Here is a 19,057-nt window from a genome sequence, read left to right as displayed (position 1 = left end):
CAGCGTTTAAAGAAAAGCAATGATCTCAGGAGATAGAACGATGATTACTCTGCGCAAACTCCCTCTGGCGGTTGCTGTAGCAGCAGGCATTATGTCTGTTCAGGCAATGGCTGTGGATTTCCATGGTTATGCTCGTTCCGGCATTGGCTGGACAGGTAGCGGCGGTGAACAACAATGTTTCCAGGCAACAGGTGCACAAAGTAAATACCGTCTTGGTAACGAATGTGAAACCTATGCGGAAATTAAATTAGGTCAGGAAGTGTGGAAAGAGGGCGATAAGAGCTTCTACTTCGACACTAACGTTGCCTACTCCGTTGCACAGCAAAATGACTGGGAAGGGACTGACCCGGCCTTCCGTGAAGCCAACGTGCAGGGTAAAAACCTGATTGAATGGCTGCCAGGCTCCACTATCTGGGCCGGTAAGCGCTTCTATCAGCGTCATGACGTCCACATGATCGACTTCTACTACTGGGATATTTCAGGTCCTGGTGCTGGTATTGAAAACATCGATCTGGGCTTCGGTAAGCTATCTCTGGCAGCAACCCGTTCTCAGGAAGCGGGCGGTTCATACGCGTTCAGCAGCCAGAATATCTATGACCGTACCAAAGACACCGCGAACGATGTATTTGACGTTCGTTTAGCGCAGATGGCTACTAACCCGGATGGTATGTTGGAGCTGGGCGTCGACTACGGTCGTGCTAACACCACCGACGACTACAGCCTGGCAGACGGCGCATCTAAAGACGGTTGGATGTTCACCGCTGAACATACCCAGAGCATGCTGAAGGGCTACAACAAGTTTGTAGTTCAGTACGCGACAGATTCCATGACCACTCAGGGCAAAGGCCTGTCTCAAGGTTCCTACGGCTCATCTAGCATTACTATTGATGGCGTGAACTATGCCAACAATGTTGTGAATAACAACGGTAGCCTGTTCCGCGTGCTTGACCACGGTGCAATTTCCCTTGGCGACAAATGGGACCTGATGTACGTCGGTATGTACCAGAATCTCGATATGGATAACGACCTGGGGACCGAATGGTACACCGTCGGTATTCGCCCGATGTATAAATGGACGCCAATCATGAGCACCCTGCTGGAAGTCGGCTACGACAACGTCAAATCTCAGCAGACCAGCGATCGCAACAGCCAGTACAAAATCACCCTGGCTCAACAATGGCAGGCTGGCGACAGCATCTGGTCTCGTCCGGCAATCCGTGTCTTCGCAACCTATGCAAAATGGGATGAAGAGTGGGGTTACATCAAAAATGGTAACAACGTATCTAAATACGCAGCTGCAACGAACTCTGGCATCAGCACAACCAGCCGTGGCGACAGCGATGAGTGGTCCTTCGGTGCTCAGATGGAAATCTGGTGGTAATTCAGCACTAACCTGACGTAAAGACCGAAAGAGGGGCGCAAGCCCCTCTTGATTACGGTTTAGCGCGCTATTGCCTGGCCACCGCTGAACCCATGCTATCTGAGGTGATAACAATGAAAATGAAGAAAAGTCTCGTTGCCCTTTGTTTATCTGCAGGGTTATTTGCCAGCGCGCCTGGCATCAGCCTGGCCGATGTAAATATTGTTCCGCAGAACACCACCGCGGCCCCAACCATTCCCACTGCTGCGCTGCAACAGTTAACCTGGACGCCGGTTGATCAATCTAAAACTCAGTCCACACAGCTTGCCAATGCAGGTCAGCGTTTAGATGTTGCTGGTATTACTGGCCCTGTAGCGGCCTATAGCGTACCAGCCAATATCGGTGAGTTGACGCTGACGCTGACCAGTGAAGTCAACAAACAAACCAGCGTATTTGCGCCAAACGTCTTAATTCTCGATCAGAATATGACGCCATCTGCGTTCTTCCCCAGCAGCTATTTCACCTACCAGGAGCCCGGCGTGATGAGTGCCGATCGTCTGGAAGGCGTAATGCGTCTGACGCCAGCGCTGGGCCAGCAAAAACTGTATGTTCTGGTCTTTACCACAGATAAAGATCTCCAGCAGACCACGATCCTGCTTGACCCGGCAAAAGCCTACGCCAAGGGTGTAGGTAACGCTGTTCCGGATATTCCGGACCCGATCGCCCGCCACACCACCGATGGTCTGCTGAAACTGAAAGTCAAAACCAGCTCCTCCTCCAGCGTGCTGGTCGGGCCGCTGTTTGGTTCTTCCGGTCCTGGCCCTGTTACGGTTGGTAATACCGCAGCGCCTGCAGTGGCCGTTGCTGCTCCGGCGGCAGCCGTTGCTGCTCCGGCACCACAACCCGTGAAGAAAAGCGAGCCAATGCTGAACGACACGGAAAGCTATTTTAATCAGGCGATTAAGGATGCCGTGGCGAAAGGCGATGTTGATAAAGCGCTGAAGCTGCTTGATGAAGCGGAACGTCTGGGATCCAAATCTGCCCGATCCACCTTTATCAGCAGTGTAAAAGGCAAGGGGTAAACATCTCCCCACATTGTTGATTTTGCAACAACTGGTGCGTCTCCTGGCGCACCTTTTTTTATCAATTCTAAACCACCTCCTATGGAGGTGGTGATCGTTCATCTGGGGCTTTGCCCGTAGAATGCCCATGCTAAATACTGCCCCGGTTTGTTACCAGCAAATCAAGGAGTAAATAGCATGAGCAGATATGAATCCGCTTCCCACGTCTTCTATCGCTGTCAGTATCATCTCGTATGGACCCCGAAGTACAGATACAAAATCCTCAAGGGCAACCTTGGTAAAGAGCTTTACCGTAGTATTTACATCTACTGCAGTATGAAGAAATGCACGGTAGTAGAACTAAACGTGCAAATAGATCATATACATCTGGTTGTCAGAACCCCACCGAGTTTAAGTGTTTCCGAGTTAATGGGATTTGTGAAGGGGCGAACGGCCATCAGGCTGTTCGCGAAGTTTCCTTATCTCAGGAAGCACAAGCTTTGGGGTAATCACTTTTGACAAAGAGGATATTTTGTGGATTCAGTAGGGGCAAACGAAGAAATAATCCGACGATATGTGCGGTACCAGGACAAGGTAGCTAAAGAGGAAGAAGAAAGACAAATACAGCTGGGGCTGGAAGGGTAGTATTTAAGCCCCCTTTTAGGTGGCTTTTTACATCTGTAATAATTTGGCATATGTATATAATTTGATAATTTTTTTACTCTGCAATAGCATGTAATCTGAACGTTTTCTGAATTTGTGCTTATTTTATCCAAAATGCTTTTCCCTGCATTATTCGGGACGTATGGTTTTCTGCAAACGTATCAATACGTCACGGAGAAAATCATGTCACAGCAGGGCCTGCGTTTTACGCTGGATGTTGACGGATTAACGCCGACGGCAACCGCTGTCGTCAGCTTTACCCTCTACCAGAATATCTCCACGCCCTTTTTGCTCACTGTCGATATTGCCAGCGACTGGTCCGGCCTCACCGCCGTCAGTTTCCTCGAGAAAAACGCCACGCTGACCATCTGGCAGGGTAACACCCCACAGCGCTATCTCCATGGCATCATCACCGGGATGGAAACCGGGGAAAACAACGGCTGGCAGATGAACTACAGCCTGACTATTTCGCCTCCGCTCTGGCGCTGTGGCCTGCGACAGAACTTCCGTATCTTTCAGCAGCAGGATATCCTGGCCATTTCCACCACCCTGCTGACTGAAAACGGCGTCACCGACTGGGTGCCCTCCTTTTATGAATCCCACCCGGCGCGGGAGTTCTGCGTTCAGTACGGTGAAACCGACCTCGGCTTTCTCATCCGACTGTGGGCTGAAGAGGGCATTTTCTTCTTTGACTGGTTCCACCCGACCAGCCCCGACCAGAAACTGGTGCTCTGTGATGACGTGGCCGGGGTCTCCACGCTGGGTGAGATGTCCTTTAACCCGAATACCCGCGAAGTCGCCACGGAATGCATCAGCGAGTTTCGTTACCGGGCGCAGGTACGCCCTTCCTCGGTGGAAAACCAGGATTACACCTTCAAAGCTCCTGGCTGGCCGGCTTACTTCAGCCATCACGCCCCGAACCTGAACGGTCAGCGCACCCAGTATGAAATCTTCGACTGGCCGGGACGCTTCAAGGACGAGCAGCACGGTCAGGACTTTGCCCGCTACCAGGCAGAAGGCCACCGGCAGGATGCTGAAACCGCTGCCTGCGAGAGTAACTCCCCGAAACTGTGGCCCGGAAAACGTTTCACCCTCACCGGCCACCCTTCATTAACGCTGAACCGGGAGTGGCAGGTCACCGGCAGTGTGCTGAAAGGAAAGCAGCCACAGGCGCAGCATGGCCACCAGGGTGAAGGCACCAAGCTCAGTAACAGCCTGGACGTCATCCCGGCTGACCGGACTTGGCGAGCTTCCCCCCTGCCCAAACCCGCCGTTGACGGCCCACAGAGTGCCATTGTCACCGGCCCGGCAGGTGAGGAAATCTTCTGCGACGAGCATGGCCGCGTGCGGGTGCGTTTTCACTGGGACCGCTATTGTCCGGGGAACGAAGACAGCTCCTGCTGGATACGGGTGTCGCAGGCATGGGCCGGAGCCGGATTTGGCAACCTCGCCATCCCGCGCGTGGGCCAGGAAGTGATAGTCGACTTCCTCAACGGAGACCCGGACCAGCCCATTATCATGGGACGCACCTACCACCAGGATAACCGCTCACCGGGCAGCCTGCCGGGCACCAAAACACAGATGGCCATCCGTTCAAAAACCTATCAGGGCAGCGGCTTTAATGAACTGCGCTTTGAGGATGCGACGGGCCAGGAGCAGGTGTATATCCATGCGCAGAAGAACATGGATACGGAAGTCCTGAACAACCGCACCACCGATGTGAAGGTGGACCACACGGAAACTATCGGCAATAACCAGATTATTGCCGTGGGACTCGGGCAGACGGTCACCGTGGGTAAGGAGAATGCCGGAGGACACGACCAGACCCTCACCGTGGCGCATGACCGGCGCATCACGGTACGCAATGACCAGACGCTGAAGGTGAAGAACGACCGGATGGTGAGCATCAGCCATGACGACGGGCTGTATGTGGCGAATGACCGGAAAGTGACGGTGGAAGGGAAACAGGAGCACACCACCACCGGAGACCATATCAGCCTGGTGAAAGGCAGCCACAGTCTGGAAGTGAAAGGCGACCTGGCGCGGAAGGTGTCGGGGGCGCTGGGGATAAAAGTGGAAGACGATATTGTCCTGGAGAGCAGCAGCCAGATAAGCCTGAAAGTGGGCGGTTCGTTTGTGGTTATCCACCCGGGTGGCGTGGACATTATGGGGCCGAAGATAAACCTCAACAGTGGGGGCAGTCCGGGAGCGCCAGTAGGGACTCTGCAACCAGGCTTATTGAAGTCGCTGTCAGATGAGGACAGTGGTTCCGAGGATTCTGGTGGGGCAAACGAATCGGATCAGACAACAACTGAACCTGAATTAAATCATATGTTTGGGTCCATAAAAGGTATTGATGGTATTCAAAGTAAAGAGCTTGTATTCAGACGGTTTACTGAAGAGGAATAAAAGTGACTGGCAAACCCACCCCATTTTTTGATGAACCACAGGATAAACCAACAAAATATGATGGCCTATTTGGCTGGTCTGCTGACTGGAAATGTTATCTTGATCAGGAGGATAAGCCTGTACCATTAGATGATATCTGGTCATTGTCACCGGATAAGCGTAGCGTGGTTGTTCTTAAAGGAGATACGCTTGGACAAATTGCAAGTGAATATAACTGTTCTGTTGAGGAACTTACTGAATATAATAACATAAAAAACCCGGAGTTGATCTACCCCGGACAGGTAATAAATATTCCTCAATGTCATTACACTCTAACTGACGCAGAAAAAAAGAAAGATGATAACCAATGTTCGTTATCGTTATCTTTTGAAGATCTGATAGAAAAGCCTCTTTCCGGATTGAAGGTTAAAGTAACATCAGCACTGGGTGAGGTTTTCGAGTTTATAACTGACGGTCTGGGAAAGATTGATGAATTTACAGTGCAAGCCGAATCTGAAATTACAATAACCGTGTCCAGTGGTATGGGGAAGATAAAGGAGGTTGCCAGATTCATATCTCAGGAAGGTAAATTAAATGCTATTATTTCAAGCCCCAAGGTAAGAGTAAAAGGAAAAAGTGCAGCAATAACCGGTCCGGCAGGCAATGCTGACAGTAAAAGTGATGAAATTAATAAAATCAACGTTGGCCGAGACTCTGAGGGCACGCCCAGAGTTCATATAAACCATACCTGCCCTAACAGTTATGATCTTATGCTAGGTAAGAATGTTATTTACTGGAATGAGATTATTCGCGCATCTGAGCGGAGTGGCATTATACCTCAGAGTATTGCGGCAGTTATTCATGCTGAAGCGGCTAAATATCGTGGTGGCGTCTGGAAACCAACTTCAGTGTGTAAGGATTCTAAAAAATCGACAAAAGAAAATACGGTATATAAAAGTTCAGCGGCGGGTATGACGCAGTTCTTAAATGGGACATGGATGACGGAGACGTTAAGGGATGGAACATATCTTTATGAAAAAGCCACTGAACAAGGACTGGTAGCAGATAAACCCTTGCTGAATAAAAAAGGAGAGGTAGTAAAAAACAAAAAAGGCGAGGTGGTGAATGAAAAAAATTTCAGGTCTCTAAAGACAACTGGAAAAATCTTGATGAATTAAAAAACGGCAGATATATAACAGGCGTAACGCCATACCCTGCTCACGCAACGGCAGATGTGCAACAATGGTTAAACCTGCGTTTTAAACCTGAATATGCGATTATGGCCGCAGTTGATTATGGCATCCAAAATTTAGCATTACTGAAAAAGGCAGGATATAATATTGACGGGCTTAATGATGCTGAAAAAGCCAAGATTATATATTTAACACATCACCTTGGCCTGAGTGACGCAAAACATTTTATTGAAAATAAAATTACTGAAAGTGCCGCATGCAGACTATTAACAGCGCAAATCGGAGAGGAGTTAGCCATTTCGAAAGCCAAAAAAAATGGAGGGTATGTTAAAACACATAGAGAGTGGTTAATAGATTATATAGATAATAACATTGATATAGGAACATATTTTTGTCCCGAGTTAATTAATTCATTGAAATTAAAAATTTCTAAGTTAAAATCAATTATAAATAAAATTCAAGAGATAGAAAAATGAATACGATTACTAAATGTTTTTTTATACTGTTGATATTTTCATCTATATGTTTTGCAGATTGCATTCGTGAGGCGAATTCATGTTATTCCACCCGACTTGGCTTGCTTGAGCAGCAGTCCGGAGCAGAATCAAGCGATGGTTATTCGCATCTGACCCTTAATGGCGTGGAAATGTACAAAACAAAAACCGATTTACTGGCATTTAACTTTGATGATGATGGAGTCTTTAAGAATAAAAAATATTTTACGACCAAGACTATTTTCACATTCATTCCAGCTGAACCGTGTAGACATAAAGAGTATTATGGGTATTGCCGCGTAAGTGTAGTTCTCGATTTCTCTGGCGACAAGCCCGTTATTTCCAACGAATTTATTTCAGATTCGGGGAGTTCGGTTATCGACTGGGTCTCATGGGGAAAAGCAAATGCGATCATTGTATTTGAGGATGGATCAAAATTTAAATATATGAACGGACATGTTGAGCGCGTCATTAAATAGAATCATCTCATACTTACGCTGACTAAATATTATGAAGGTTCCTCATGCCCACTGCAGCCCGACTTAATGACAAAGGCACCCAGCACGATGGTTATCACGAAACCGTCATTACTGCGGGTTCTCCAACGGTTTCTGTCAATGGACTACCCGCTGCACGTATGGGCGACCCGCTGACACCGCATTCTAAACCGGAACACCCGCCCCATCCGCGTAAAATCGCGGGCGGTTCCGCCACGGTATTTATTGACGGCCTGCCTGCCGCCAGAAGCGGTGATGCCATTGACTGCGGCGGCGTGGTTATCGGCAGCGGTACAGTCAACATCGGTTGATATACGCTGATATAAAAGGGAAAAAGTTATATCACTAAAATGGACAGCGCTTAACACTGGAAGTGGAGGGGGCATGGTGATTGACACTGCCGTTGTCGGTTTATAGCGGTCAAGTAATACTGGTCACTGGTTAGCTAAATTTTTTGCAAATCAGAACCTGCGATGTGCCAGCAGAGTCGAGCACAACATAAAATTACTCTGCTTTTAACTAGAGGGCAGGGTTCCCCGTAATTTTTAGCTTTCTATGCTAATTGTTACACTTATGTTGCCCTGCCGATCACTTAATCGTGTTTGCTCACCCCGTAATGCCTTTTCTGCGATACAATGCCTTCAGGTTATAAATCGGAGAGTAAGGCATGCCACACCCTGCGTTAACGCAACTGCGTGCGCTGCGTTATTTTGATGCGATCCCGGCGCTGGACGCCCAACTGCTCGACTGGTTGTTATTGGAAGATTCCATGACCAAACGTTTTGAGCAGCAGGGGAAAAAGGTCACCGTAACGTTGATTCGCGAAGAATTCGTTGGGCAAAATGAGGTGGCTGAAGAACTGACGCTGCTGCCTAAAGAGTCTCGTTATTGGTTACGAGAAATCCTGTTATGCGCGGATGGTGAACCCTGGCTTGCCGGACGGACTGTGGTGCCTGAATCAACCTTGTGCGGCCCTGAACTGGCCTTACAGAACCTGGGGAAAACCCCGCTCGGACGCTACCTGTTTACGTCATCGACATTGACCCGAGATTTTATTGAGATTGGCCGCGATGCAGCGCTGTGGGGGCGTCGTTCCCGCCTGCGGCTGAGCGGTAAGCCACTGATGCTTACCGAGCTTTTTCTGCCTGCGTCGCCGTTGTACTGAGAGGAAGATAAAGATGGAGTGGAGTCTGACGCAGAATAAGCTGCTGGCGTTTCACCGCTTGATGCGTACGGATAAGCCAATCGGCGCCTTACTGCTGCTCTGGCCTACGCTGTGGGCTCTGTGGGTGGCGACCCCAGGCATGCCGCAACTGTGGATCCTGGCGGTTTTTGTCGCTGGCGTTTGGTTAATGCGCGCCGCCGGATGCGTGGTAAATGATTATGCCGACAGGAAATTTGACGGGCACGTCAAACGCACCGCGAATCGACCGCTGCCGAGTGGGGCTGTCACCGAGAAAGAAGCCCGAACGCTGTTTGTGGTACTGGTGTTGCTGGCCTTCCTGCTGGTTTTGACCCTCAACACGATGACCATTTTGTTGTCCGTTGCGGCATTAGCATTAGCGTGGGTTTACCCGTTTATGAAGCGCTATACGCATCTGCCGCAGGTGGTGCTGGGGGCGGCGTTTGGCTGGTCGATCCCGATGGCGTTCGCCGCCGTGAGTGAATCCGTACCGCTGAGCTGCTGGCTAATGTTCCTCGCCAATATCCTCTGGGCGGTGGCCTATGATACGCAGTACGCCATGGTTGACCGGGATGATGACCTGAAGATCGGCATTAAATCGACCGCGATCCTGTTCGGTCAGAACGACAAGCTGATTATTGGTATTTTGCAGGTAGGCGTGCTGGTGCTGATGGCGCTGGTGGGCTGGTTAAACGGGTTGGGACTGGGCTATTACTGGTCTCTGTTGGTGGCGGGCGCGCTGTTTGTCTATCAGCAGAAACTGATCGTCAACCGTGAACGTGATGCCTGCTTTAAAGCGTTTATGAACAATAACTACGTCGGTCTGGTGCTGTTCTTAGGCCTGGCAATGAGCTACTGGCATTTTTGATTTTGGCTTCGCCTGCAAAATAAAAAACCGGTCATCTCGACCGGTTTTTTTATGCTTACTCGCCCTGAGTGGCGCTCTCGATGGTCAGACGCACATCTGACGTGACCAGTTCGGCCAGCATCTGATAGATCTTCATCGTTTCTTCCGGTTCGGCATCTCCGGTATCGCTGATGAATCCCTCGTCACGCAGCGTCAGCACCAGAGAGCTGAACACGGCTTTATCGAAGAATTCCGGCGCGTTAATGCCGTGCAGCACTGAGAGGCGTTGCGCCACGGTGCGGCTTTCTTTCTCCAGCGTGCCACGGTTGATGGACGGGTTCGCGCTCAGCAGCCAGAAGGTAATGGCGTAGCGCTGCAACGTCTCGCGAGCACCTGCCGCCAGCAGCTGTAGCGTGCGGGAGCGGGCTGGATTAATATGCAGTTCGTCATCGGTCAGGGTGATGAGTCCCTGGCGCTGCATTTCGCTGGCCAGTTCGTCAATCACCCCGGCAAGCTCATCACGCTCCCAGCGTAAGAACAGCTCCGCTTTTAACATCGGGTACAGCGCATCAATATGCTGCTGCAACGCGGCGCGTGAAATACGACGATGCTGAGTCACAATGGCTGCCATCAACGAAGGCAGAACCAGCATATGCGCAATGTTATTGCGGTAGTAAGTCATCAAGACCGCCTGCTCGCGCGGCAGAATAATGATGTCACCGATGGTGTCTTTCTCGACCTCAAACTTGTTCATCTGCAAGGCGTGGTCGATCAGTTCACTGGCGCTCTGTGCCGGCACAGTCGAATCCGCAGCATACGGCACATTGCGCAGCAGGCTCAGGTAGCAGTCGAGTTGTTCGGTCAGCTGTTCACGAGTCAGAGAGCGCTGGCGGGAGGCCAGTAAAGCAGTACAGCACAGGTTCATGGCATTGGCCGCGCCTGCGTTGTTAATGCGCACCATCAAATCGGCGGCAATGTTATTCACAGTCGGCGTCAGCCAGGCCGGGCGGATAGACTCGATAGGGTCAATAGATTCACGCCACTCCGGCACATGCTGGTTGAGGTAAGTCATCAATGGCATTGGTTCACCAAAGTTGACGTAGCCCTGACCCAGATTACGCAGCTTGCTTAAGCCACGCAGCATTTGCGGCAGACTTTCTTTCTCTTTCGTCGCGCCACGCAGCTCTTTGGCGTAGGTGCCCACTTCCATTACGTGCTCATAGCCGATGTAGATCGGAACGAGAGTAATCGGACGTGTACCGCCGCGCAGCATCGCCTGAATAGTCATCGACAGCGTGCCGGTTTTCGGGTCGAGCAGACGACCGGTACGTGAACGGCCCCCTTCGACAAAGTACTCAACCGAGTAACCGCGGCTGAACAGCTCGCCCAGGTATTCACGGAATACGGTGGAATAGAGCTTGTTGCCCTTGAAGGTACGACGAATAAAGAACGCGCCCAGACGGCGGAAAATCGGACCCGCTGGCCAGAAGTTCAGGTTGATACCGGCTGCGATGTGCGGCGGCACCAGACCCTGATGGTACAGAACGTACGACAGCAGCATATAGTCCATATGGCTGCGGTGGCACGGAACGTACACGATTTCATGCCCATCGTGCGCCAACTGGCGTACACGTTCAGCATTATGAACGTTAATCCCCTGATACAGACGGTTCCAGGTAAAGCCCAGAATACGGTCCGTCAGACGAATCATTTCGTAGGAGAAGTTGGCGGCAATCTCTTCCATCAGCGCAATGGCATTTTGCTGCGCTTTTTCGTGGGAGATTTTTTTACTGCGCGCTTCATCTTCTACCGCACGAGCGATCGCTTTTGAAGCTAACAGCTTATTAAACAGATCCTGGCGGGCAGGGAGGCGCGGGCCGACAGCGGCCAGGCGCTGGCGAGCAAAGTGCATACGCGCCACGCGTGCCAGCTTCTGAGCGATGATCTTATCCGTACCGTGTTCATCCGCCATACGGCGCAGAGAAACCGACGGGGAGAAGCGGACAAAACTGTCGCGACCCAGCCAGGACACCGCAAAGAATTTCTGTACGCCGTTTAGCATACGTAACGGCGGATTGACCTCGCCTTTTTCACGCCCTGGCGCACGGCCAAACATCACCGAAACTGGCACCATCTGCACATCCAGATCGGGATTGCTTCGATGCAAGTCGAGATAGTTGTGGAACAGCTTGATGGACTCTTCTTTCGGCGTGTAATAGGTGAATACACGCGGACCGCCGTGAATAAACACGTAGCGCGGTAACAGCGTTCCGTCTATCTCTAGTGGTTCCAGGGGATCGGGGAGGTCGTGCACCAGACATTGGGCACGCAGCGTCAGCAAGTCTGCTTTCGAATTGTACGGTAGGACGTACATAATGGGACGCGAAGTATCGAGTCCCAATTCCGGAGCAGGTTCTGCTGGAATAGACTTGCTTTTTACCAGGACGCTTAATGGTAAATTCAGTAATTTGTAGTAAATTCGTGGCCAGCCGGACATAAACGATGTAAAGCCTCTGGTTAATAATGCAAATGCGCTGCAAGGATATCAGAAAGTTTAGTGAATTTCTGTGGTATCCGGTCATACTTCGCGCTGCTTTGCCACACCCTGAACAAACGGGGTAACGTTACAATGACATTGACGCTAATAATGTAAAAAGGTTCTTTTTGATGGCCAATAATACCACTGGATTCACCCGAATTATCAAAGCTGCAGGTTATTCCTGGAAAGGTTTTCGCGCCGCATGGATTAATGAGGCGGCATTCCGTCAGGAAAGTGTTGCCGTCCTGCTGGGCGTCGCCATCGCCTGCTGGCTGGATGTTGATGCAATTACCCGCGTGTTGTTGATCGGTTCTGTGATGCTGGTGATGATCGTTGAAATCCTCAACAGTGCGATTGAAGCGGTAGTTGATCGTATTGGTTCTGAGTACCACGAACTTTCCGGTCGAGCGAAAGATATGGGGTCGGCTGCGGTATTGCTGTCTATTTTTGTCGCTCTAATCACCTGGGGCATCCTGTTGTGGTCGCATTTGCGATAAGGCTTCCACAACTGCATAAATCTCCTGTTTTTTGTGCAGTTTGCGGTTCCAAAATCGCCTTTAGCTGTATATACTCACAGCATAACTGTATATACACCCAGGGGGCGGAATGAAAGCGTTAACGGCCAGGCAACAAGAGGTGTTTGATCTCATTAGAGATCACATCAGCCAGACAGGTATGCCACCGACGCGTGCGGAGATCGCGCAGCGTTTGGGGTTCCGTTCCCCAAACGCAGCTGAAGAACACCTGAAAGCGCTGGCGCGTAAAGGTGTGCTGGAAATTGTATCCGGCGCATCGCGCGGTATTCGACTGTTGCAGGAAGAAGAAGAAGGGTTACCGCTTGTTGGTCGCGTGGCAGCCGGTGAGCCACTTTTGGCGCAGCAGCACATTGAAGGCCACTATCAGGTCGATCCTTCACTGTTCAAACCGAACGCCGATTTTCTGCTGCGCGTTAGCGGTATGTCGATGAAAGATATCGGGATTATGGACGGTGACTTACTCGCTGTGCATAAAACCCAGGACGTGCGTAACGGCCAGGTTGTTGTTGCCCGTATTGATGATGAAGTTACGGTTAAGCGTCTGAAAAAGCAGGGAAACAAGGTTGAACTCCTGCCAGAAAACAGCGAATTCAAACCTATCGTTGTCGACCTGCGCGAACAAAACTTCACTATTGAAGGGCTGGCAGTAGGCGTCATCCGTAACGGTGAATGGCTGTAATTTTCTGTTGAATCCCTGTAGGCCGGATAAGACGATGACGTCGCCATCCGGCAACGTGCCCGGTAGCGCTGCGCTTGCCGGGCCTGCATCACATTATCCAGTACGTCTAACTTCTTCTCAGGCCCTCCTGTATGCCTTTCTTTACCTCTTCTGATAAAGCACTCTGGCACCTCGCCTTACCCATGATCTTTTCCAATATCACCGTTCCCCTGCTGGGACTGGTGGATACCGCGGTGATTGGTCATCTGGATAGTCCGGTCTATCTTGGCGGTGTTGCGGTTGGTGCTACGGCAACCAGTTTTCTTTTTATGCTGCTGCTTTTTTTGCGCATGAGCACCACCGGTCTGACCGCACAAGCATTTGGTGCGAAAAATCCGCAGGCGCTGGCGCGCGCACTGGTGCAGCCGCTCATGCTGGCGCTGGGGGCGGGGTTGCTTATCGCACTGTTTCGTACGCCGATTATCGATCTGGCTCTGCACATTGTTGGCGGAAGTGAAGCGGTACTGGAGCAGGCCCGACGTTTCCTCGAAATTCGCTGGTTAAGCGCACCCGCCTCGCTGGCGAATCTGGTGCTGCTCGGCTGGCTGCTTGGCGTTCAGTATGCGCGTGCGCCGGTTATCTTGTTGATTGTCGGTAATATTCTCAACATTGTGCTTGATATATGGCTGGTGATGGGCCTGCATATGAACGTGCAGGGTGCGGCACTGGCAACGGTGATTGCTGAATATGCCACCTTGCTGATCGGCCTGATGATGGTGCGCAAAGTCCTGCATATGCGCGGAATTTCGCTGGCAATGCTGAAGCAGGCGTGGCGTGGCAACTTCCGCCGTTTGCTGGCGCTTAACCGTGACATCATGTTGCGCTCGCTACTGCTGCAGCTCTGTTTTGGCGCAATCACGGTGCTGGGTGCGCGTCTGGGAGGCGATATCATTGCGGTTAATGCCGTTCTGATGACCCTGCTAACCTTTACCGCCTACGCGCTGGATGGATTTGCCTATGCCGTGGAAGCGCATTCGGGCCAGGCCTATGGGGCGCGAGATGGTAGCCAGTTGCTGGACGTCTGGTGGGCGGCCTGCCGACAGTCCGGTATTGTGGCTATTTTGTTTTCGCTGGCTTATGCCCTGTTTGGCGAGCAGATTGTTGCGCTGCTGACCTCGCTGCCGCAGATCCAACAGCTGGCCGATCGCTATCTTTTCTGGCAGGTGGTGTTACCGCTGGTGGGTGTCTGGTGTTATCTGCTCGACGGAATGTTTATTGGCGCGACGCGCGCGGCAGAAATGCGCAACAGTATGGCCGTTGCCGCCACAGGATTCGCATTAACGCTGCTGACTTTGCCGTGGCTGGGAAATCATGGCTTGTGGTTGGCATTAACCGTTTTCCTGGCGTTGCGCGGGCTTTCACTGGCCTTTATCTGGCGACGTCACTGGCGTAATGGAACCTGGTTTGCCTGAGCGGGATGGTTAAAAATTCCGAATAGTAAATAAAACCCAGAATCACTGACTACAATTATTCTCACGTCCAGCAAAAACAGCATGTGTCTGGACATGGCACTCTCGCTATTCACAACCTAACGATGAGGACTTGATGATGAATAAAGACGAAGTCGGCGGCAACTGGAAGCAGTTTAAAGGTAAAGTGAAAGAGCAATGGGGCAAACTGACCGATGATGATATGACGGTCATTGAAGGTAAACGTGACCAACTGGTCGGTAAAGTCCAGGAGCGTTACGGTTACGCGAAAGATCAGGCGGAGAAAGAAGTTAACGATTGGGAAAAACGTAATGATTACCGCTGGTAATTAACCCTTCCCTCCTGAGAGTACAAGGATGTACGCTCTCCCGCTTACCTATCGCCCAACTTTCTTCTTCACCTGAATCGTATGGTCATGCTGGCACTCGCCAGGATGGCGGCATGATTCAACTTCCACACAGGCCGGACACAGCCCGTGGGCTTCAATAACGTTATGCCGCAGTGCAAAGCCCATTTTTGCTGCCAGTGTATGCATGATGTCTTCCACGCCTTCCGCACACTCTTCTTTTACCACGCCACAGCGGTCGCAAATGAACATTGCGGAACTGTGGGTTGGCTGATCGAACAGATGACAAAGCACATAGCTGTTGGTGGATTCCACCTTGTGCACGAAACCTTGTTCCAGCAGAAAATCGAGCGCACGATATACGGTAGGTGGTTTAGCCTGCGGCTCGGTTTCCCGCAGCAGGTCGAGCAGGTCATAGGCGCTGATCGCACCTTCCTGCAGGCTCATCAGGCGCAGTACTTCGAGGCGTTGTGGCGTAAGCCGCACGTTGCGTTGCGCGCAGAGTTTTTCAGCTTGAGCCAATAACTCTTGCGTAGTGGTTTTGTCCATTTGGCGCCTCGATTTGCGTGGAAGGTTAATCCCTTACTTTAACATGTTCTGCTTAAAACGCCGAGATCCACCGTGGTGTGCTATACCTGACGCATCGCAATACTGGAAAATAACCATGAAAAGACCCGATTGTATTCGCCACTGGCGTGAGGTTGAGGGGGCTGATGACTCCACTTATCCTGACAGCGATGAGCTATTTGCTATTGGCGCGCCGCTTGCCCGCAAGTTGGGGTTAGGACGACTCGGCATTCATCATGAACGCCTGCCGCCGGGTCGGCGTACCTCGTACCCGCACGCTGAAAGCGATGAAGAAGAATTTATCTACGTGCTGGAAGGTTATCCTGAGGCCTGGATTAACGGGTATTTATGGAAGCTGGAACCGGGCGACAGTGTCGGTTTCCCGGCAGGTACAGGCGTGTGCCATACCTTTATCAATAACACCAGTGAAGAGGTGCGCCTGTTAGTCGTGGGTGAGGCGAACAAAAAATACAACCGCATTTATTATCCGCTTAACCCGGTCTATGCCGCTACACGTGAGGATCGCTGGGTCGACCATCCGCCGCAGTTTTTTGGATCTCACGACGGAAAACCGGGGCGTAAATAGCTTTTGTTTAGGGTCAGGGGGAGTGAGCCGCGAGGATGTGGCTCACTATCGTAACGGTCTATGCTATAGTAGCGCCCCTTTTTTAACCGGATGCTTGAATATTCGCCATGCTGCCTGAATCTCAGTCTACCGCTTTTCCCGCTCATCGTTTTTCTATCGCGCCGATGCTCGACTGGACGGACAGACACTGCCGCTACTTTTTGCGCTTACTGTCCAGCCAGACGCTGCTCTATACGGAGATGGTAACCACTGGGGCAATCATTCATGGTAAAGGCGATTATCTGGCGTATAGCGAAGAAGAACATCCGGTCGCATTGCAACTGGGCGGGAGCGATCCTGCGGCGCTGGCGCAGTGCGCAAAGCTCGCTGAACAGCGGGGCTACGGCGAAATTAACCTCAACGTGGGTTGTCCTTCCGACCGCGTACAGAATGGCATGTTTGGCGCCTGCCTGATGGGGAATGCGCAACTGGTCGCCGATTGCATCAAAGCAATGCGCGACGTGGTGTCGATTCCGGTAACGGTGAAAACTCGTATCGGCATTGATGACCAGGACAGCTACGAATTCCTCTGCGATTTCATCAACACGGTATCTGGCAAAGGCGAATGTGAGATGTTTATCATTCACGCCCGCAAGGCCTGGCTGTCCGGGTTAAGCCCGAAAGAAAACCGCGAAATTCCACCGCTGGATTATGACCGTGTTTATCAGTTGAAGCGTGATTTTCCGCATCTGACGATGTCGATCAACGGCGGCATTAAATCGTTGGAAGAAGCGAAAATTCATCTGCAACATATGGATGGCGTGATGGTGGGGCGTGAGGCGTATCAAAACCCAGGCATTCTGGCGTCCGTTGACCGCGAGATTTTTGCAGCTACCACCGAAGATACCGATCCAGTCGCCGTGGTGCGTGCCATGTACCCGTATATTGAGCGTGAACTGAGTAAGGGAACCTATTTGGGACATGTGACACGCCATATGTTGGGGCTGTTTCAGGGTATTCCCGGTGCGCGCCAGTGGCGTCGCTATCTGAGCGAGAATGCACATAAAGCCGGGGCAGATATTAACGTTCTGGAGCATGCGCTGAAGCTGGTGGCAGACAAGCGTTAAGTTTTCACCAAAAGTTAGTTAATTTCACCACGCCCTGCGCTTTGTCGCGGGGCGTTTTCTTTATAAATCAACGCATTATTTTTGGCATGTTTCTTGTAAAGCAATGGAGAGAATTTCATTTCGGGAGAGAGCCATGCTGGAACTACTTTTTGTGATTGGATTTTTTATCATGCTGATGGTCACCGGCGTATCTTTGCTGGGCGTTCTGGCCGCATTGGTCGTAGCCACCGCCGTGATGTTTCTGGGCGGACTGTTTGCCTTGATGATTAAACTGTTGCCCTGGCTGCTACTGGCTGTTGCCGTGGTGTGGGTGATCAAGGCGATAAAAGCGCCAAAAGTCCCACAGTATCAGCGCAATAACCGCCGGTTTTACTAAGGTATTGAGCGGTACGTCACAACCTGCAACATTGCCTTTAGAACCAAATAGGAATTGATTATCAAATCTGTCACTATTGCCAGGTTAACGAATTCATCGAGCTGTACCCTACATACAGCCGAACTAAAAAAAGAAAGGGCTTCCTGCGGGAAGCCCTAATTCTTTCTTTCCCCGTCATCTTAAGGAATTAGCAAACTCGATCCCTGCGTGGCACGGCTTTCCAGTACTTCATGAGCACGCTGTGCATCGTGCAGTGCGAACGTTTGACCAGGCGCGACATCCACTTTGATCACTCCGCTGGCAATCAGCGAGAAAAGCTCATTGCTGGCTTCGGTTAATTCGCGGTGATTGGTGATGTAACCCTGTAGAGAAGGACGGGTCACGTAGAGCGAACCTTTCTGGTTCAGAATGCCTAAGTTCACGCCAGTAACCGGCCCTGAAGCATTACCAAAGCTGACCATTAGTCCCCGGCGCTGCAAACAATCCAGCGAGGCTTCCCATGTATCTTTCCCCACCGAGTCATACACCACCCGCACTTTTTTACCGCCAGTTACCTCTTTCACTCGCTCAACAATGCTCTCTTCACGATAGTTAATGACCTGCCATGCACCAGCCTGCAGTGCAATTTGCGCTTTTTGCGCACTGCCGACGGTACCAATCAGCTTCGCACCCAATGCTTTTGCCCACTGGCAGGCAATCATGCCGACGCCGCCCGCAGCCGCATGGAACAAAAACGGCTCATCAGGTTGAATTTCATAGGTTTTACGTAACAGATAAAAAACGGTTAGCCCTTTAAGAAACGAGGCGGCAGCTTGTTCAAACGAGATAGCGTTAGGCAGGATGGCGGCTTTATCGGCCGGAACGTTATGCACTGAGCTGTAGGCGCCAAGCGCAGACTGGGCGTACACCACGCGATCGCCAGCTTTAATGTGTGTCACTTTGCTGCCAACTTTGCTGACTACGCCGGCGGCTTCGGTACCCAGCCCGCTGGGCAGGGAAGGCGGTGGATAAAGACCACTGCGGATGTAGGTGTCGATATAGTTGATCCCAATCGCTTTGTTCTCGACCTGGATTTCGTTTTCCGCCGGGTCTACGGGCGTAAACTCCACCGCCTTGAGTACATCAGGGCCACCATGCTTGTGAAATTCAATACGTGTTGCCATGCTT

19 protein-coding genes and 1 pseudogene are annotated in these 19,057 nt (G+C 51.2%); 17 read left to right on the top strand and 3 right to left on the bottom strand.

What is annotated here, in order from left to right; translation table 11 throughout:
* The first annotated feature begins 40 nt into the window (after positions 1-40).
* From C2U43_RS24030 to ubiA, 10 genes and pseudogenes are all read left to right on the top strand, one after another.
* Positions 41-1,381, top strand: coding sequence for a maltoporin (locus tag C2U43_RS24030; RefSeq protein ID WP_048215133.1), 1,341 nt, complete (start codon positions 41-43; stop codon positions 1,379-1,381).
* 113 nt (positions 1,382-1,494) lie between these two features.
* Positions 1,495-2,442, top strand: coding sequence for a maltose operon protein MalM (gene malM, locus C2U43_RS24025; RefSeq protein WP_103285893.1), 948 nt, complete (start codon positions 1,495-1,497; stop codon positions 2,440-2,442).
* A 177-nt stretch (positions 2,443-2,619) separates the two neighbouring features.
* Positions 2,620-3,066 (top strand): annotated as a pseudogene (tnpA, locus tag C2U43_RS24020) (IS200/IS605 family transposase).
* Between the two features lie 201 nt (positions 3,067-3,267).
* Positions 3,268-5,493, top strand: a complete 2,226-nt coding sequence (gene tssI / locus C2U43_RS24015; protein WP_103285892.1) for a type VI secretion system tip protein TssI/VgrG — start codon at positions 3,268-3,270, stop codon at positions 5,491-5,493.
* A gap of 2 nt (positions 5,494-5,495) precedes the next feature.
* Entirely contained in the window at positions 5,496-6,650 is a 1,155-nt protein-coding gene (locus C2U43_RS24010) for a LysM peptidoglycan-binding domain-containing protein (RefSeq protein ID WP_233899558.1), read from the top strand.
* A gap of 56 nt (positions 6,651-6,706) precedes the next feature.
* Positions 6,707-7,141: a hypothetical protein gene (locus tag C2U43_RS29875; protein WP_233899557.1), complete on the top strand. Its 435-nt coding sequence runs from the start codon at positions 6,707-6,709 to the stop codon at positions 7,139-7,141.
* Complete coding sequence (locus C2U43_RS24005) at positions 7,138-7,638, top strand: hypothetical protein (RefSeq protein ID WP_103285891.1); 501 nt, start codon at positions 7,138-7,140, stop codon at positions 7,636-7,638. Before C2U43_RS29875 ends, C2U43_RS24005 begins: the two co-directional genes overlap by 4 nt.
* A 44-nt stretch (positions 7,639-7,682) precedes the next feature.
* Entirely contained in the window at positions 7,683-7,967 is a 285-nt protein-coding gene (locus tag C2U43_RS24000; RefSeq protein WP_103285890.1) for a type VI secretion system PAAR protein, read from the top strand.
* Between the two features lie 356 nt (positions 7,968-8,323).
* On the top strand, positions 8,324-8,821 hold the full coding sequence (gene ubiC / locus C2U43_RS23995; protein WP_003826587.1) for a chorismate lyase: 498 nt from the start codon (positions 8,324-8,326) through the stop codon (positions 8,819-8,821).
* Positions 8,822-8,834: 13 nt separating this feature from the next.
* Positions 8,835-9,707, top strand: a complete 873-nt coding sequence (gene ubiA / locus C2U43_RS23990; protein ID WP_003826589.1) for a 4-hydroxybenzoate octaprenyltransferase — start codon at positions 8,835-8,837, stop codon at positions 9,705-9,707.
* Between the two features lie 55 nt (positions 9,708-9,762).
* On the opposite strand, the gene plsB is transcribed toward ubiA, so the two are convergent.
* Complete coding sequence (gene plsB, locus C2U43_RS23985) at positions 9,763-12,183, bottom strand: glycerol-3-phosphate 1-O-acyltransferase PlsB (protein WP_008786919.1); 2,421 nt, start codon at positions 12,181-12,183, stop codon at positions 9,763-9,765.
* A gap of 170 nt (positions 12,184-12,353) precedes the next feature.
* Between plsB and C2U43_RS23980 the strand changes: the two genes are divergently transcribed.
* The 4 genes from C2U43_RS23980 to C2U43_RS23965 all read left to right on the top strand — a co-directional run bounded on the left by C2U43_RS23980 (position 12,354) and on the right by C2U43_RS23965 (position 15,237).
* A complete protein-coding gene (locus C2U43_RS23980) occupies positions 12,354-12,722 on the top strand; it encodes a diacylglycerol kinase (RefSeq protein ID WP_003826594.1) in 369 nt (122 codons plus the stop codon).
* Between the two features lie 109 nt (positions 12,723-12,831).
* Entirely contained in the window at positions 12,832-13,440 is a 609-nt protein-coding gene (gene lexA / locus C2U43_RS23975) for a transcriptional repressor LexA (protein ID WP_003826596.1), read from the top strand.
* A gap of 131 nt (positions 13,441-13,571) precedes the next feature.
* Positions 13,572-14,891, top strand: a complete 1,320-nt coding sequence (gene dinF / locus C2U43_RS23970; RefSeq protein WP_103285889.1) for an MATE family efflux transporter DinF — start codon at positions 13,572-13,574, stop codon at positions 14,889-14,891.
* Between the two features lie 136 nt (positions 14,892-15,027).
* Entirely contained in the window at positions 15,028-15,237 is a 210-nt protein-coding gene (locus tag C2U43_RS23965) for a CsbD family protein (RefSeq protein WP_003031706.1), read from the top strand.
* 48 nt (positions 15,238-15,285) lie between these two features.
* On the opposite strand, the gene zur is transcribed toward C2U43_RS23965, so the two are convergent.
* Positions 15,286-15,804 (bottom strand): zinc uptake transcriptional repressor Zur, encoded by a 519-nt coding sequence (zur, locus tag C2U43_RS23960; protein WP_003031709.1) that lies wholly within the window; start codon positions 15,802-15,804, stop codon positions 15,286-15,288.
* A gap of 115 nt (positions 15,805-15,919) precedes the next feature.
* On the opposite strand from zur, the gene C2U43_RS23955 reads away from it, so the two are divergent.
* The 3 genes from C2U43_RS23955 to pspG all read left to right on the top strand — a co-directional run bounded on the left by C2U43_RS23955 (position 15,920) and on the right by pspG (position 17,890).
* Positions 15,920-16,408, top strand: coding sequence for a cupin domain-containing protein (locus C2U43_RS23955; RefSeq protein ID WP_003031710.1), 489 nt, complete (start codon positions 15,920-15,922; stop codon positions 16,406-16,408).
* A gap of 107 nt (positions 16,409-16,515) precedes the next feature.
* The gene (gene dusA / locus C2U43_RS23950) at positions 16,516-17,514 is read left to right on the top strand and encodes a tRNA dihydrouridine(20/20a) synthase DusA (RefSeq protein WP_103285888.1); all 999 of its coding nucleotides are present in this window, start codon (positions 16,516-16,518) and stop codon (positions 17,512-17,514) included.
* A gap of 133 nt (positions 17,515-17,647) precedes the next feature.
* On the top strand, positions 17,648-17,890 hold the full coding sequence (pspG, locus tag C2U43_RS23945; RefSeq protein ID WP_003031713.1) for an envelope stress response protein PspG: 243 nt from the start codon (positions 17,648-17,650) through the stop codon (positions 17,888-17,890).
* A 179-nt stretch (positions 17,891-18,069) separates the two neighbouring features.
* Here pspG and C2U43_RS23940 read toward each other — a convergent pair whose 3' ends face one another.
* The gene (locus C2U43_RS23940) at positions 18,070-19,053 is read right to left on the bottom strand and encodes a quinone oxidoreductase (RefSeq protein WP_008786924.1); all 984 of its coding nucleotides are present in this window, start codon (positions 19,051-19,053) and stop codon (positions 18,070-18,072) included.
* Positions 19,054-19,057 lie beyond the last annotated feature (4 nt).

Source organism: Citrobacter freundii complex sp. CFNIH9 (assembly GCF_002903305.1).
GTDB classification, from domain to species: domain Bacteria; phylum Pseudomonadota; class Gammaproteobacteria; order Enterobacterales; family Enterobacteriaceae; genus Citrobacter; species Citrobacter portucalensis.
The sequence above is the reverse complement of the archived record's forward strand: the minus strand, read 5'-3'. Positions and strand labels throughout refer to the sequence as shown.

Bases quoted from the DNA above. Each gene is read 5' to 3' on its own strand.
- dinF (WP_103285889.1), top strand. From the start codon at position 13,572: ATGCCTTTCTTTACCTCTTCTGATAAAGCACTCTGGCACCTCGCCTTA.
- C2U43_RS24030 (WP_048215133.1), top strand. From the start codon at position 41: ATGATTACTCTGCGCAAACTCCCTCTGGCGGTTGCTGTAGCAGCAGGC.
- lexA (WP_003826596.1), top strand. From the start codon at position 12,832: ATGAAAGCGTTAACGGCCAGGCAACAAGAGGTGTTTGATCTCATTAGA.
- ubiA (WP_003826589.1), top strand. From the start codon at position 8,835: ATGGAGTGGAGTCTGACGCAGAATAAGCTGCTGGCGTTTCACCGCTTG.
- C2U43_RS23965 (WP_003031706.1), top strand. From the start codon at position 15,028: ATGAATAAAGACGAAGTCGGCGGCAACTGGAAGCAGTTTAAAGGTAAA.
- C2U43_RS23940 (WP_008786924.1), bottom strand. From the start codon at position 19,053: ATGGCAACACGTATTGAATTTCACAAGCATGGTGGCCCTGATGTACTC.
- pspG (WP_003031713.1), top strand. From the start codon at position 17,648: ATGCTGGAACTACTTTTTGTGATTGGATTTTTTATCATGCTGATGGTC.
- C2U43_RS24005 (WP_103285891.1), top strand. From the start codon at position 7,138: ATGAATACGATTACTAAATGTTTTTTTATACTGTTGATATTTTCATCT.
- zur (WP_003031709.1), bottom strand. From the start codon at position 15,804: ATGGACAAAACCACTACGCAAGAGTTATTGGCTCAAGCTGAAAAACTC.
- malM (WP_103285893.1), top strand. From the start codon at position 1,495: ATGAAAATGAAGAAAAGTCTCGTTGCCCTTTGTTTATCTGCAGGGTTA.
- tssI (WP_103285892.1), top strand. From the start codon at position 3,268: ATGTCACAGCAGGGCCTGCGTTTTACGCTGGATGTTGACGGATTAACG.
- C2U43_RS23980 (WP_003826594.1), top strand. From the start codon at position 12,354: ATGGCCAATAATACCACTGGATTCACCCGAATTATCAAAGCTGCAGGT.
- ubiC (WP_003826587.1), top strand. From the start codon at position 8,324: ATGCCACACCCTGCGTTAACGCAACTGCGTGCGCTGCGTTATTTTGAT.
- C2U43_RS24000 (WP_103285890.1), top strand. From the start codon at position 7,683: ATGCCCACTGCAGCCCGACTTAATGACAAAGGCACCCAGCACGATGGT.
- dusA (WP_103285888.1), top strand. From the start codon at position 16,516: ATGCTGCCTGAATCTCAGTCTACCGCTTTTCCCGCTCATCGTTTTTCT.
- C2U43_RS23955 (WP_003031710.1), top strand. From the start codon at position 15,920: ATGAAAAGACCCGATTGTATTCGCCACTGGCGTGAGGTTGAGGGGGCT.
- plsB (WP_008786919.1), bottom strand. From the start codon at position 12,183: ATGTCCGGCTGGCCACGAATTTACTACAAATTACTGAATTTACCATTA.